At 56.2% G+C, this 13,290-nt stretch carries 14 protein-coding genes; 4 read left to right on the plus strand and 10 right to left on the minus strand.

Features of this window, described 5'->3' with window-relative positions:
* Nucleotides 1–242: 242 nt before the first annotated feature.
* From AOP6_RS08565 to AOP6_RS08600, 8 genes are all read right to left on the minus strand, one after another.
* Complete coding sequence (locus AOP6_RS08565; RefSeq protein WP_155876333.1) at nt 243–1,382, minus strand: ATP-binding protein; 1,140 nt, start codon at nt 1,380–1,382, stop codon at nt 243–245.
* 26 nt (nt 1,383–1,408) lie between these two features.
* Nucleotides 1,409–1,711: a hypothetical protein gene (locus AOP6_RS08570; protein WP_155876334.1), complete on the minus strand. Its 303-nt coding sequence runs from the start codon at nt 1,709–1,711 to the stop codon at nt 1,409–1,411.
* Nucleotides 1,695–1,976, minus strand: coding sequence for a zinc ribbon domain-containing protein (locus AOP6_RS08575; RefSeq protein WP_155876335.1), 282 nt, complete (start codon nt 1,974–1,976; stop codon nt 1,695–1,697). Before AOP6_RS08575 ends, AOP6_RS08570 begins: the two co-directional genes overlap by 17 nt.
* A gap of 7 nt (nt 1,977–1,983) precedes the next feature.
* Complete coding sequence (locus AOP6_RS08580) at nt 1,984–2,691, minus strand: ABC transporter ATP-binding protein (protein ID WP_155876336.1); 708 nt, start codon at nt 2,689–2,691, stop codon at nt 1,984–1,986.
* A 21-nt stretch (nt 2,692–2,712) separates the two neighbouring features.
* Nucleotides 2,713–3,900 (minus strand): FtsX-like permease family protein, encoded by a 1,188-nt coding sequence (locus AOP6_RS08585; protein WP_155876337.1) that lies wholly within the window; start codon nt 3,898–3,900, stop codon nt 2,713–2,715.
* A complete protein-coding gene (locus AOP6_RS08590) occupies nt 3,900–4,424 on the minus strand; it encodes a DUF2318 domain-containing protein (RefSeq protein ID WP_155876338.1) in 525 nt (174 codons plus the stop codon). Before AOP6_RS08590 ends, AOP6_RS08585 begins: the two co-directional genes overlap by 1 nt.
* Before the next feature lie 276 nt (nt 4,425–4,700).
* Nucleotides 4,701–5,333 carry a methyltransferase domain-containing protein gene (locus AOP6_RS08595; RefSeq protein ID WP_155876339.1) on the minus strand — a complete coding sequence of 211 codons (633 nt, stop codon included), beginning with the start codon at nt 5,331–5,333 and terminating at the stop codon, nt 4,701–4,703.
* The gene (locus tag AOP6_RS08600) at nt 5,330–5,677 is read right to left on the minus strand and encodes a GSU3529 family protein (protein WP_225897261.1); all 348 of its coding nucleotides are present in this window, start codon (nt 5,675–5,677) and stop codon (nt 5,330–5,332) included. Before AOP6_RS08600 ends, AOP6_RS08595 begins: the two co-directional genes overlap by 4 nt.
* 194 nt (nt 5,678–5,871) lie before the next feature.
* Between AOP6_RS08600 and AOP6_RS08605 the strand changes: the two genes are divergently transcribed.
* Nucleotides 5,872–7,854: an LTA synthase family protein gene (locus tag AOP6_RS08605; RefSeq protein WP_155876340.1), complete on the plus strand. Its 1,983-nt coding sequence runs from the start codon at nt 5,872–5,874 to the stop codon at nt 7,852–7,854.
* Between the two features lie 107 nt (nt 7,855–7,961).
* On the opposite strand, the gene AOP6_RS08610 is transcribed toward AOP6_RS08605, so the two are convergent.
* Both AOP6_RS08610 and AOP6_RS08615 read right to left on the minus strand, forming a co-directional pair.
* A complete protein-coding gene (locus AOP6_RS08610; protein ID WP_155876341.1) occupies nt 7,962–8,810 on the minus strand; it encodes a copper resistance protein B in 849 nt (282 codons plus the stop codon).
* 23 nt (nt 8,811–8,833) lie between these two features.
* Nucleotides 8,834–10,606, minus strand: coding sequence for a copper resistance system multicopper oxidase (locus AOP6_RS08615; RefSeq protein ID WP_155876342.1), 1,773 nt, complete (start codon nt 10,604–10,606; stop codon nt 8,834–8,836).
* Between the two features lie 291 nt (nt 10,607–10,897).
* Here AOP6_RS08615 and AOP6_RS08620 point away from each other — a divergent pair, with 291 nt between their 5' ends.
* The 3 genes from AOP6_RS08620 (at nt 10,898) to AOP6_RS08630 (ending at nt 13,202) form a co-directional block, all read left to right on the plus strand.
* A complete protein-coding gene (locus tag AOP6_RS08620; RefSeq protein ID WP_155876343.1) occupies nt 10,898–12,103 on the plus strand; it encodes a hypothetical protein in 1,206 nt (401 codons plus the stop codon).
* 68 nt (nt 12,104–12,171) lie between these two features.
* A complete protein-coding gene (locus AOP6_RS08625; protein ID WP_155876344.1) occupies nt 12,172–12,711 on the plus strand; it encodes an FMN-binding protein in 540 nt (179 codons plus the stop codon).
* Between the two features lie 2 nt (nt 12,712–12,713).
* A complete protein-coding gene (locus AOP6_RS08630) occupies nt 12,714–13,202 on the plus strand; it encodes a hypothetical protein (RefSeq protein WP_155876345.1) in 489 nt (162 codons plus the stop codon).
* Nucleotides 13,203–13,290: the final 88 nt, after the last annotated feature.

Below are 13,290 nucleotides of genomic sequence, written 5' to 3' on the forward strand. Positions count from 1 at the left end.
CTTTTTATTTACATATTTAACATTATTCTGGTGTATTTTATCTTTTTATTTCTACATTCTTTATGTGTGTTTTAATTTTTAATATTTTTTGACTACTTATCAGCATCTTCTAAAAAGTCTCAGAACAATAAAGATGTGCAGCCAGGAATGTTTTCCTATTCTGTCAAAGAGGGTCTGCACCTGGAGGATGATGAAAAAAGCCAAAAAAACAGGGGGATTTACGGAGGGAAACGGAGGTCGGATTATCCGGCGGTAGAACCTGAAGACGTCTCATCTCCTAAGGGGAGCTGTACTTCAAAGGTTGTCCCCTGCCCAACCCGGCTTGCCACATTGATACGGCCACCATGGACCTGGATGATACGCTGGGAAATGGCCAGGCCGAGGCCGGTGCCGGTCGGCTTGGTAGTGAAGAAGGGATTGAAGATTTTGGGCAGCAGATCCTGAGCGATGCCGGGGCCATTGTCGATAAAACGCACAACGAGGCTGTCATCGAGCCGATGCGTGGCAATCCGCAAGGCACCGCCACCGGCCATGGCCTGGACCGCGTTGAGCAGAATATTCAGAAAAACCTGGCGAATCTGATCGGAGTCGACCGGCACAGAGGGGATGTCGCCCGGGTCAAACCGGACGGATATCTTCGCACGGTGACATTCCTCGGCGGTAAAAAGCACAAGTTCCCACAGAAGGGCATTGAGGTCGCACGATTTTTTACCGAGATCGACCGGCCTGGCGAACTGGAGAAAATCGGTGACAACCTGGTTCATGCGGTCCACCTCACGCAGCAGAATGTCGGCGAATTCGCCGCGCTGCGCAGAGCTGATTGTCTCATCCTTGAGAATTTCCGCGGTACCGCGAATCGACCCGAGAGGATTGCGGATCTCATGCGCCAGCCCGGCCGCCAGTTCTACCAGGGCGGTGGAGCGGGAGGCGCGCACGAGCTGCTCTTCGAAGGTGAGAATCTGGCTGGCCTGGTCCACGAGTTTCTGATAGCTCTCGTTAAGCCGCTGGGCCGTTTTTTCCAGTTTGAATCGCTGCGACCGCTCTTTGAGGGACAGCAGGCCGGTCACGCCCCCGATGACATGATAGAGCAGAATTTCCAGGTACTGCTCCCATTGCGCTTCGGGGTGGGCCCCCCACTGGAAGACCACATGAGGAGCGTAGACCACGGAAACCAGAATGGCAACCGCCAGTCCGCCCCGCAACTGGAACCACAGACCCGCCAGGATGATGGGCAGGTAGTAGCTGCGGCGGAAAATGTCATGATAATGGTGCTGGTCGACATTCACCAGATAGTGGCCGAGCGAGATGGCAGCCACCAGCCCCAGAAGCACAGCCCAGCGCCAACGTCCTTCTCTCAGCAAGCTCCCTAACCCGTCCGTCATACCCGCGCTCTCCCGTAACACCCCGGTCACAGACCTCTCTGGCATCCTGCTTTATTCCCGCAGGCAGGGCAATAATGCGAGCCCGGCAGCAGGCACTCACCACAGGAGCACCGCCTTTTACGCGTCTGCAGGGTCGACAGCAGCTTCAGGATCACCAGGGACGCCAGCAGGGCGGCGTTTATCTGGAGCAGCAGATAGCCCGGCGTACCCAGAGTCATCATGGAGCGGAAGGTACAGTGACCGCAGCTGTAGGACCAGATATTGTAGATCAGCACCACAGCGACGGCGGCAGCCGCCAGCAGCAGCACCCCCTTAACTTTTTTGGTCATGCTGCCCTCCCCCGAAGTCTTTGGCCCGCGGCGTCCCGCAATCGGAACAGAAGCGGTGGTAGACCGGCAGGCTTCTGCCGCACCCCGGGCAGACGTTCTGCAGAAGTTCCTTGCAGCGCGGACAGATCATCCAGTCCACCTCCACGTTGTTCCCACAGCCGGGGCAGTGGCCGACCTGCGGCTCAGGCTCCGTATCGAGGCGCTCCACCTGTCGGACAACCGCCAGGGCGAGAAAGGCGAAAAGCAGCAAGAAGAGAAGCATCATGGCGTCTTCAGACCGCCTTTTTCTGCCCGTTGAATCGCCGGGGACGATCCTCGACAATCCGGCCGTCGCGCAAATGAATGGTGCGGTCGAAGTAATCCAGGTTTTCGAGGTTGTGTGTCACCATGACGATCGTCTGGCCCGCATCATTGAGGTCGGCAAAGAGCTGCATAATGTCGCGGGCGGTCTCCGAGTCAAGGCTGCCCGTCGGTTCGTCTGCCAGGATCAACGGCGGCTCATTGACGAGCGCGCGGGCAATAGCCACCCTCTCCTGCTCGCCACCGGACAGTTGGTTGGGCAGGTGCCGCTGACGATGAGAGAGGCCGACCTGGGCCAGCGCCTTCTCGACCATGGTCACCTTCTTGGCCTTGGACAGTGGTTTTACCGCCAGCGGCAGCATGACGTTTTCCATGGCGGTGAGGTAGGGAACCAGGTTGAAGGATTGGAAGACAAACCCGAGGTATTCCCGGCGAAAATCGGCCAACCGTTCCACCGACAGATTGTAGATGTCAATGCCATCGATGTGGATCGCCCCAGCGCTCGGCTTGCTAAGGCCACCCAGCAGGCTCAAAAAGGTGCTTTTGCCTGAGCCGGAAGCCCCCATGACGCCAAGGAAGCTTCCTTTTTCGATGGTCAGATCGACATTTTTCAGCGCCTCGACGCAGTCGCCCTCGCTCTCGTAACGTTTCCCCAAATCCTGTATCTGGATAAGAGCCATAATTTCTCCTTGATTGCTGCGCTAAAGAGCCCGGAGGGCTTCGTTGGGATCCATGCGGCTGGCATGCAGGGCCGGATAAAAAGAGGCGACACAGCCGACGACTACCGCCAGCACAACGGCTCCGACAGCCAGTTCCGGATTCCACAGGATCATGGCCATGTGTTCACCGTGGGCTCCTTGAGCACCATGGCCGTCGCGGAAGAAGGGAAGCACCGCCCGCGCAGCGGCCGTGCCGACCAGATACCCCAGGATGCCAGCTACCAGGCTGACACTGGCAGACTCCACCAGAATCAGACGCATCACATGGCTGCGACGGAAACCGAGAGCGCGGAAAATTCCGATTTCCCGTGTGCGCTCGTTGACCGCCCCCATCATGGTGACAAAGACCACCAAGGCGCCCACCAGCAGAACGACGGCCGCCACCAACCAGGAAAAGAGCTCAAACTGTTCCAGCGCGTGCATGCGCGTCTTCACAATCTGCTGCAACGCATTGACCTCGACATCCGGCATTACTGTACTGATCTGCCGCACCATATCCTCGACGGGACAATCACCGCACAGAGCGGCGACTTCGACCAGAGAAACCATCCCCGGTTTCTGCAACAGGTGCTGGACGACGCTCAGCGAGGCCAATAGCAGATGGTCGTCCTGTCCGCCGGTCTGCTCGAGAATGCCGCTGACGGTAAACTGTCGGCCGAATAGTTCGATGCTGTCCCCCGGCTGCAGATCAAGGCGCCGGGCCACGTTGCTGCCCGCCACCACCTCATCGTCATTTTCAAGGGGAGCGCCCTGTACGGACCACCAGCGTTTGAGGGCAAACTCCAGTTCCGGGTCAACCCCCATGAGCAGGACTCGCTCCGAGCCCACCCGGGCCGCCCCCAGCAACTTAGGCGCGATAGCGGCGATATTGCGGGCGTTGGGGATGGTCTTGAGAAGAGCGAGATCCTCCTGGCGTATCTCTTCCGCTTCCACGGTCACCCCGCCCAGGCTGACGCCGCCATAGGAGAGGGAAAGATGGTCGCTGCGCGGCGTGATGAGGATGTTGGCGCCAAAGTTTTCCAGCTTGTGCTGGGCTTCGGCTGTCAACGACTGCGAAAGAGAGACCAGCGTTACCACCGTACCGATGCCGAGTAGCAGACCGGCCAGCAGAAAGGCCATTCGCCCCTTGCGGCGACGGATATTGTTGAAGGCAATGGTTTCGAGCTTCATTACATAGACCCTTTTTGCGGCTGACCCGCAAAGTACCAGCTTCCCTGCTCCAGGTCCGCCAGCGAAATGATCACTTTGCCGTCACGTAGCTCTTTGGCGAGGGGCGCCGGGTTGCAGCCGCCCTTGATCACGCCGACCAGCTCGGTCTTGAAGGCCTGATCGCAATTATTGCAGATCATGGAATCCCCCTCCTGCCGGTAGCCTTTTTTGGCGCGGAAACAGACGTCACAGGTATCGAAAGCCGCGCGAATTTCACCATCTTTGCTCTGGACCAGAAAGAAGCTGATCTCGTTATTGGCTCCCTGCACCCGATAGAATCTGGCTTTGCCATCAGCAAGTTCGGCCTGGGCAATCTGCACGACTCCCCCATCGGCTTTCAGTATTTTACTGCCGGCAGCACCATTGGGGATCACCGTCCAGGCGCCGATCCCCAATGCGACCAGGATTGTCAGGATGATGACAAGGCGGGGAAGATTATTTTTGGTCGTTTCTTCAAATTGCTGTTTTTTATCCTGCTCGGTCATGGTGGATTTCTCCTTGATGAATGGGATGAAATGCTGCGGATTCTATCCTGTCTATCTACACAGGGCATGCCAATCGAAGCGGCAGACGTAACCTGTCGGTATTTCATGTTTTAAGGGATATCGGGGCCGGTCGACGCCAGCCGTGCATAGAGACGGGACGCAGAATAGTGCGCAGCCTATGATGAATATTCCACACCGATCGATACAAGGAAAACGGGAAGGAAATCAGGAATGCAGGGAGAAAACAGCCGCTGGAGGGAAAGGAGACCGGATGGACTAGAGGCAGGAAAAGCTGGCCATTTGGGTGGAGCTGCCGTAAAAGGGATCAACTGGACCGACGGTATCGAAAGCAACTTGGTACTCGTTGCGGCCGGCGACTCCCGTTGCCCACTGGCGGAACTTGGCCCGGTCCCATTCGAAGCGATGGTCGCGATGCCGCAAGGCACCCGGCGGCAGGCCATGCAGGACATTGTATTCACGGTTGGGTGTGGTCACAATGACCAGGGAGGGACGAAATCCGGAAAAGACAGCCTTTTCCAGGGAGGACAGACGCTGGGGATCGATATGCTCAAGGGTTTCAAGCATCACACCCGCATCGAAACCACTGAATTCATCCGAAGCGTCGGTAAAGGACGCATGGCAAAGGCTCAGACGTCTGCCATCCGCCGACTGCCCCAGTCGCTGGAGCAAATCCCGCGCTGTGCTGAGAGCTTCCAGAGAGATGTCGAGCCCAACAATTTTGCGAAAAGAAGGCTCCAGAGCCAGACGGGCGAGCAACTCACCCGAACCGCAGCCCAAATCCAGCACCGTTTCAGCCCGGTGCTGTCGCAGGACCTGCACGATCTTCTCCAGCCGTTCATCATGCAGAGACGTCACCTCGTCGTCACGTCCGGGCGCATACCTTCTCATGGTTTGGCCGCCTGCCCTTCCAATCGGTCGATGGTTTTTTCCAGGATGACGTTGTTGACCCCCATGCCCAGATAGCCGGTCTGCCCGTAGGTATCGTAATCAGCCAACTGGTGGATAAGCCGCTCTACTTCGGCCTGCAGTTCCTGATATCGGTCTTGCTGCTCAGCGATACGCAGAATTCTTGCAGCCAGATAATCGGGCAGCTCGTTTTCGTTCTGGGCGCGCTTTACAGCCTGCTGCAAATGGTTGAAAATATCCAGCATCCTTCCTCTCTTGGTGACCAGAAACATGACTTTGTTATCGGTGGGAAAGTAAAGATAGCACTTGTCCCCAGCAGAGGCCAATTGTTCCTCCTGACGACGACCTTGTAATACAGAGAAAACCTAAAATCGCCCCACCAAACACCAGCTCATGACTCAAGAATTCTCTTGCTATGCTGTCAATCCATAGCTAAATTGCACTATGTTGAACCAATGATGGCGTCAGTAGGCTTTCACGCAAGAGTTCATAATTTTTTTCCGTACAGGAGCACACGAGAATGTCGGACCGCAACCGCATCGTTAAGCTTCTGGGGCCACTTCTGCCGATCCTCGTTTTTTTTATCATCGCCCTTTTTATAATGAGTCTGTCGCGCCTCGGCTTCATGGCCTGGAAATGGGACCGCGTCACTGCCGTGAACGGGCTCTGGGCCGTTTTAGGCTATGGTCTGCGCATGGACGTCGTCCTGCTAAGCTACGCCGTATCCCTGCCGACCCTCGTTGCCCTTCTTTTGCCTGATCGCCCTAAAGTGAGGCGGATATGGAAAAGAGCCCTGCCGGCCTGGCTGACCCTGCTCACGGCCGCCATCGTTTTCATGGAAGCGGCGACCCCCTCCTTTGTAGACCAATACGACAGCCGCCCCAACCGGCTCTTTTTCGAGTATCTCGATCATCCCCGCGAAGTGTTCTCTACCCTCTGGGCCGCCTATAAACTTCCTTTACTGATATCGACCTTGGTGGTCGTTTGCCTGACTGTGGTTATGTGGGTGCTCAGTCGCAAACTGACGGAAAGAGCACAAACCTGGAGATTTGGGCGAAAACTCGCTATCATGCCGCTTATTTTTCTCCTGCTGCTGGGCGGCGCCCGTTCCAGCTTGAGCCATCGTCCGGCCAATATGAGCACGGTAGCATTTTCCAACGATCCTCTGGTCAATCAGCTTGGAGTCAGCTCAGCCTATTCCCTCGGCTATGCCATCTCCCGCCTGAAAGATGAGTCCAACTCGGTGCGATTTTATGGAAAGATGGAGCAGGCAGAGGTCTTCCAGCGTTTGCACGAGGACATGAGGCTGCCCGCAGCGACCTTCAGCAGCCAGGAGATCCCTACCCTCCATCATCAGGTTCCTGCCGAGAATCGACAGAAACCGCTCAATCTGGTCATCATCCTCGAAGAAAGTCTGGGGGCCAGTTATGTCCAATCCCTTGGCGGTCTCCCGCTGACTCCCGAACTGGAAAAACTGTCTACCCAAGGGATGTGGTTCAGTCAACTCTATGCCACCGGGACCCGTTCGATTCGTGGGATCGAGGCGGTGGTCACCGGATTTCCGCCCACGCCGGCTCGCAGCGTGGTCAAACTGGGGTTGGCCCAACAGAATTTCTTCACCCTCGCCAGACTGTTGAAATCACAAGGTTATTCTTCTGAATTCATTTACGGCGGCGACAGCCAGTTTGACAATATGCGCAGCTTCTTCCTCGCCAACGGTTTCGACCGGGTCATCGACGAGAAACACTTCACTGACTGGACTTTCCGGGGCTCCTGGGGCGTCTGCGATGAAGATATTTTCCAGCGCACTCACGAGGAACTGCTGTCCCACGGGGACAAGCCCTTTTTCACTTTCGTCTTCAGCGTCTCCAACCACTCGCCCTTCGAATTCCCCGATGGCCGCATCGATTTATACGAGCAACCAAAAGAATCTCGCACCAATGCCGTCAAATATGCGGATTACGCCTTGGGCAGGTTTTTTGAGAAGGCCCAGAAAGCTTCCTACTGGGAAAACACCCTTTTCCTGGTGGTGGCTGACCATGAGGACCGGGTTTTCGGGGACGAGCTCGTTCCCATCAAATATTTCCATATACCAGCCTTGATCCTCGGCGCCGACGTGAAACCCGCCCGCTACGACAAGGTCGCCAGCCAGCTCGATCTGCCACCCACGCTACTTTCTTTCATGGGGATTGAATCGAGTCATCCCATGCCCGGACACGACCTGCTGCAACTACCCGCCGACGAGTCCGGCAGAGCCGTCATGCAATTCGGCAACAACCAGGCCTACATGGTAGGCGACCAGGTCGTCATTCACACGCCGAACAAGCCGGCCACCCAGTATGTCTACAGCAATGGGCACCTTGAAGAGGCAGAGGAGGAGACCGAGCTCATTCGTGATGCCCTCGCCCAGGCCATCTGGCCCACCATCGCTTACCGGGAAAAACGCTATAGGATGGATGACACCAAACAACCGACAAGCCCTCACATCAGGGGCGGAACCTAAAGTGCCCTGCCGAAACATCGACCAGGCGGATGGTTTGACAAAATATGGGGTTCTGTTTGTGGCGATGAGGCACCGTCAAACCCGGTGCGGCTGGTTAGGATAAAAACCTAAAACCAGAGCTTCACTCCCACCACAGCACCAAGGGTATCAATATCGTCTCCTACCTTTTTGAGATTATGTCCCGTTTCACCAATTTTTCGGTGCCAGGTCAGGCCGACATAGGGGGCCAGCTTGCGGCTGATCTGATACCTGAGACGTGCACCGAGGGTCAGATCGGTTATCCCCTGCCACTGCTCGTACTCGGGGACGTCCTGCAACGACAGGCCCATCTCCAGTCGAGGGATGACATGTAGTCGCTGGGTCAGCATGATCTCGTATTCTGCTTCCACGGCAGCTGACAGATCTCCGTCCTCGCTCAGGTAGGCGGTGGCGTCCACTTCGAACCAGTAAGGGGCCAGTCCCTGGATTCCCAAGGCGGCGAAGGTTCGTTGCGGCCGCGGCCGGAAGTCCTGCCGGAAGCCGAACTGCACATCCCAGAATTTTGAAAGGGCGCGACTGTATAGCAGTTCCAGGTCAGCCTCCTCCACGGGATGGCTGTCTTCAAGCAGGACCTCACCCTCACTTTTCAGGTAAAGCTTGTTGTAGTCCTCCCCAATCCAACCCTGCACGTCCCATAAAAAAACCTCGACACCGTGCTCTTTCCACTGATGTTCGAAACGGTCCGTCTTAAAGGTGGCAAAGAGCTGGTTGTCGTGCACCGGATGTCGGCCGAAATTCCCCTTCGAGTCGCCGTCTTCCGCATATTTGACAATCCCTTGCCCTTCCGGCCGCACCGAAGGTGCCTCCGGATAGTCGGCTGGAAAATAATCAGTTACGGGCTCTCCTGATTTTTCATCGGCGGCCAGGCTCAAGACGGGCAAAAAGGCAAACACGAGCAATAAAACGAATCTCTTCATGGTACCCCCTCTCCTGTCTTGCCTCAGACAACCCGCACGACCTGAAACATACCCGCCTCCATGTGTAAAAGCAGGTGACAGTGAAACGCCCAGTCCCCTTTTTCAATCGGCGTGATCAAGGCGGAGACCACCTCACCGGGCTTGACCAGAATGGTGTGCTTGTAAGGCAGTCTGTCGGCCCCGTTTTCCAGCTGCATCCACATGCCGTGCAGGTGAATCGGATGATCCATCATGGTGTGATTCACCAGGAACAGGCGCAGACGTTCGTTGTGGCGGAACAGATAGGGACCGGGATGTTCGGTGTATTTCATCCCATCGAAGGAGAACATGTAGCGTTCCATGTTGGCCGTGATATGGATGGTCATCTCCCGCTCAGGGGTGTCGGCATATTCCGGCGGCTCTTCAGAGGTCAGGTCTTTATAGGTGAGAACCTTCCAGCCATCATGGCCGAGACCGAGCCCAGGTTCGTCAAGGCGGTAGCGGGGGTTGGGAATAGTCATGGCCACATTGACGGAGGTCTTTCGGTCGGGCATAAAAGGCTCCGGCCCGTTCGGTCCGGGGATGCGTGGATCATCTTTTGTGCCCATTTCTCCATGCCCGCCATGGCCTCCATGCCCTCCACCCATCTCACCTTCATTCATCTCGCCGACCATCATGCCCATGCCGATATCCTGCAGTCCGCGCACGGGTCGCTTTCGCAGCAGTGGCACCGGCGCCGTAAGACCAGGCTCCGGTGAAAGCGTGCCGCGGGCATAACCGCTGCGATCGATGGATTCGGCGAAGAGAGTGAAGGGACGATCTTCCCGGGGACGGACCAGCACATCGTAGGTTTCCGCCACACCAATGCGGAATTCCTGCACAGTCACAGGTCTGACCGCCTTGCCGTCGGCCATGACCACGTCCATGTCCAGACCGGGGATACGCACGTCGAAATTGCTCATGGCCGAGGCGTTTATGAAGCGCAGACGCACGGTTTCACCGGGGGCAAAGAGGGCCGTCCAGTTCATATCCGGGCTGTTGCCGTTCATCAGGTAGGTGTACGCCGCTCCCGTCACATCGGCCAGATCCACGGGGCTCATGCGCATCTTCCCCCAGGCCAGGCGTTCGTCCATGGTCTCCTTGAAACCATCCTGGCGAATATCCCGGATAAAATCCCCCAGGGTGCGTTGCTGATAATTGTAATAGTGGCCCAGAAGATTGAGATTCCGAAAAAGCGTCTCCGGCTTTTCAAAGGACCAGTCGGAAAGCACCACCACGTAGTCGCGATCATAGGGCCAGGGTTCGCCGTCCTTGGGATCGATAATGAGGGGGCCGTAGGTGCCAGACTGTTCCTGCAGGAAGGAGTGGCTGTGATACCAATAGGTTCCCGACTGGACGAGCTTGTAACGATAGGAATAGGTCTCCCCAGGTGGAATTCCGGCGAAATTGACGCCCGGCACGCCATCCATGGGGAAAGGCACTAAAATCCCGTGCCAATGGATGGAGGAGTGTTCGGTGTCCATCAGGGCATTGGTGACATTCAGGGTGACCTCATCCCCTTCACGCAGACGCACTAAAGGGCCAGGTACCGTGCCATTGATGCCGGTTGCCGTCCCTTCGCGGCCGTCGATGACAATCGGGGAATAGCCAATGGTCAGATCGTAGCGGTCCCGCGCCGACGGCAGGCCGTCAAGGCCCCAGTGGTTTGCCCGGGCCCAGAGGGGAAGCGGCAAGGCGGCCTGCAGCCCGGCAAGGAAAAAGGCGGACCCGACCCCCTGAATGAAACGGCGGCGAGATACATAGTTTCCCTGGCTCATGACATCTCCTTTGGAACTAAAATTCCGATTTGGATTTTTTTGTCTTCTGAGGAACAAGGAGGGTACTGCCCTTTTTCCAAGGCTAACAAGTCACTCTCGAAATGCAAATTTGGGTACAACCTTCCTTATCCTTCGCGAAAATTCATCTTTTTTTTGATAATGGCTTTCATTTTCTTCTTGACAGAAAACCTCAGGTTCCCTATTTTCTGAAAACGATTTTCATTTCCGTGCAGGAATGCCGAGGATCCCGGCTCTTTTTAAAACAACCCCTAACCCTGAGGAGTATGACCTGTGATGAAACCTTTAATCCGCCTGTCCGTTATTTTCGCCCTTCTTCTGGCCTTCGTTCCGGTCAGCGGTTTTGCAGCCAGCAACGAAGAGCTGGAGCGCCGCCTTGACCTGATCACCGAAGAACTGCAGAAACTCAAAAACGAATCGGCCGTGGAAGACGCCGAGTACAGCTCTACCTTCGGCTATGGGCCGGCAGCCTCCAAAGTGTACAAGCTCAACCAGGGCCTTTCCATCGGCGGCTATGGCGAAGGCCAGTTCAAAAATTACACCAGCGACAAGGGAGACAAAATCGATCAGGCGGATATGCTGCGCGCCATTCTTTATTTCGGCTACAAATTCACCGACAACATCATCCTGAACACGGAAATCGAAATTGAACACGCCGATGAGATCTATGTCGAAATGGCCAGCCTCGATTTTCTGCTGCATGACAAGATCAACCTGCGGGGCGGACTTTTACTCGCGCCGGTGGGCCTCACCAACGAACTGCACGAACCCACCCTTTTTCACGGCGTGGACCGCCCCCTGGTCGAGCGCCAGGTTATTCCTTCCACCTGGAGGGAGATGGGCGTCGGCGCCTTCGGTAGCCTGACGGACAACATTGACTACAAACTCTATGTCATGAACGGTTTTGACGGGGCTGACTTTACCTCACAGGGATTGCGCGGCGGACGCCAGAAAGCCTCCCAGACCAAGGCAGAAGACTGGGCCCTGGTGGGTCGCCTCGATTACGAACCGATCCTCGGTCTCACTATCGGTGGCAGCTTCTATCTGGGCGATTCGGGTCAGGGACAGGTTGTCGACACCAGTAACCGTGAAGCCGATGTCTTCACAGAGATCTACGAAATTCACTCGCAGTACAAGGTCCGCGGCCTCGAACTCAAGGCTCTCGCCTCTCAGGTTAAAATCGATGATGCCGAGGCCATCGGCGCCGATGTTCCCGATGAGATCTTCGCCTACTACGGGGAGGCCGCCTACAATGTTCTGCCCCACCTCTTCCGGGGCACCAGCCATTACCTCGCTCCTTTCGTGCGTTATGAGAATCTCGATTACGACGGCAACAACGAGGATGTAGAGCTGCTGGTGACGGGCCTCAGCTACAAGCCGATCCCCAACGTCGTTATCAAGGCCGATTACAGCAACTTCGACAAGAAAGACGGTGTCCGCGCCGACGAGCTCAACATCGGTTTCGGTTACATTTTCTAACCAACAGTTGTCATGTGGCCGGAGAGGGACAGCCTCCACCTCTCCGGCCTTTTTAGAGGATGCACCCTATGAAAAAACGTATCGCTCCGCTATGGCTGGTTCTTCTTCTACTGGCACCCGATCTGTCTTTGGGCAAGGCTCTCATGTCCAAGTCCGAAGCTCTCAAGCTGGCCTTTCCCGAAGCCGAGCGGGTCGAGACAATCCATCTCTTTCTGTCGCCGGCAGAAATGGAACAGGTCAAAAAACTCTCCGGCGTTCTGCCTGATTCCCCCATCTTCACCTTCTATGTGGGAAAGAAGGCTGAACAGACGACCGGCTATGCGGCCATCGAAGCCGGTGTCGTTCGCACCCTGCCGGAAACGGTGATGGTTGTTCTCAACACGGATGGAACCGTTCGTTTTACGGAAATTCTGGCCTTTTTCGAACCACCGGAATACATGCCGGCCAAGCGCTGGCTTGACCAGTTCCGGAATATCCAGCTGTCTCCCGAACTGCGCGTGGGGGGTGGAATTCACGGTATCTCCGGGGCCACCCTGTCCGCCGAAGCGATCACCAGGCAGGTCAGGAAAATCACGGCTATGGGCTCCATCCTCTTGTCGGAGAAATAACCATGCGCGTAATGATGACCGGCCCCGGCCAGAGCCCCTTATCTAAAGTCATCCTGGCTTTTTTCTATATCTACTTTTTGCTGCACTGGGTCACCGGCATTCTGATGTTTCGGACCAAGCTTGGTTTCAACTATCAGAGTGTGGTGCGTTATTTTCTAGGCGATCCTGAACAGTTCATGAACCCGCGCAGCTTTATTGGCCTGCTGGAAGTGACCCACTTTCACCTCTTCGCCATGGGCCTCTTTTTCGTGGTCTTCAGCCACCTGCTGCTCTTTAGTCCCCTTGGGGAGCCTATCAAAACTATACTGATCTGGCTGCTGGGGCTGAGCCTGCTGCTGGACATCGTCACCCCCTGGCTGATTCGTTATGTCGCCGCCCCCTTTGCCTGGCTGAAACTCGGGTCCTTCTGGCTGCTGCAGGGGGTCTCGCTGGTGTTGCTCATCGGTCTGCTGGCGGCCCTGTTCCGAAAGCGGACGCCTCCCATTGGTTGACGCTTCCGGTGCGGCATGTTAATCCTTTGGACACGTCGAAACGAGTCTCTCGTCGACAGTCTGCCGAACCCATCACGCTGAATGAGGA

Source organism: Desulfuromonas sp. AOP6 (assembly GCF_009731355.2).
GTDB lineage: Bacteria > Desulfobacterota > Desulfuromonadia > Desulfuromonadales > SZUA-540 > SZUA-540.

What these genes read in the sequence shown, in the direction of transcription:
- AOP6_RS08615 (WP_155876342.1), bottom strand. Translation starts at nt 10,606, where the DNA reads ATGAGCCAGGGAAACTATGTATCTCGCCGCCGTTTCATTCAGGGGGTC.
- AOP6_RS08595 (WP_155876339.1), bottom strand. Translation starts at nt 5,333, where the DNA reads ATGAGAAGGTATGCGCCCGGACGTGACGACGAGGTGACGTCTCTGCAT.
- AOP6_RS08570 (WP_155876334.1), bottom strand. Translation starts at nt 1,711, where the DNA reads ATGACCAAAAAAGTTAAGGGGGTGCTGCTGCTGGCGGCTGCCGCCGTC.
- AOP6_RS08625 (WP_155876344.1), top strand. Translation starts at nt 12,172, where the DNA reads ATGAAAAAACGTATCGCTCCGCTATGGCTGGTTCTTCTTCTACTGGCA.
- AOP6_RS08590 (WP_155876338.1), bottom strand. Translation starts at nt 4,424, where the DNA reads ATGACCGAGCAGGATAAAAAACAGCAATTTGAAGAAACGACCAAAAAT.
- AOP6_RS08575 (WP_155876335.1), bottom strand. Translation starts at nt 1,976, where the DNA reads ATGATGCTTCTCTTCTTGCTGCTTTTCGCCTTTCTCGCCCTGGCGGTT.
- AOP6_RS08580 (WP_155876336.1), bottom strand. Translation starts at nt 2,691, where the DNA reads ATGGCTCTTATCCAGATACAGGATTTGGGGAAACGTTACGAGAGCGAG.
- AOP6_RS08610 (WP_155876341.1), bottom strand. Translation starts at nt 8,810, where the DNA reads ATGAAGAGATTCGTTTTATTGCTCGTGTTTGCCTTTTTGCCCGTCTTG.
- AOP6_RS08630 (WP_155876345.1), top strand. Translation starts at nt 12,714, where the DNA reads ATGCGCGTAATGATGACCGGCCCCGGCCAGAGCCCCTTATCTAAAGTC.
- AOP6_RS08605 (WP_155876340.1), top strand. Translation starts at nt 5,872, where the DNA reads ATGTCGGACCGCAACCGCATCGTTAAGCTTCTGGGGCCACTTCTGCCG.
- AOP6_RS08585 (WP_155876337.1), bottom strand. Translation starts at nt 3,900, where the DNA reads ATGAAGCTCGAAACCATTGCCTTCAACAATATCCGTCGCCGCAAGGGG.
- AOP6_RS08565 (WP_155876333.1), bottom strand. Translation starts at nt 1,382, where the DNA reads ATGACGGACGGGTTAGGGAGCTTGCTGAGAGAAGGACGTTGGCGCTGG.